This is a genomic window from Neisseria sp. P0009.S007, assembly GCF_051962515.1.
This window is the reverse complement of the sequence record NZ_JBQCVF010001248.1, coordinates 1-242: the sequence shown is the minus strand read 5'-3', so window position 1 is coordinate 242 and position 242 is coordinate 1. Positions and strand designations below refer to the sequence as shown.

The 242-nt window shown below is 47.9% G+C and carries 1 pseudogene; it reads right to left on the bottom strand.

Going from position 1 to position 242, the window contains the following annotated elements:
- Nucleotides 1-242 (bottom strand): annotated as a pseudogene (locus ACTHS3_RS18485) (EamA/RhaT family transporter); the annotation flags it as partial.

Here is a 242-nt window from a genome sequence, read left to right as displayed (position 1 = left end):
TGCCAATACCAAACCAATCAGACGGCCTTCGGTCAGTTGTTCATGAAAAAGCGTGAATGAAGCGATAATGGGCAAAAACAGCGATAAGCGCTGTGCCGCATCCGATTTGACGATACCTGCCGCATCTACGGATTTGCCCATAATGACAAACACAGTTGGCAGCAAGATGCCCAAGGCCGCAAAAAGCCACCAAGTCGGCAAAAATACCTGCGGATTGCTTAAATCAGGTTTTAACACCAGCA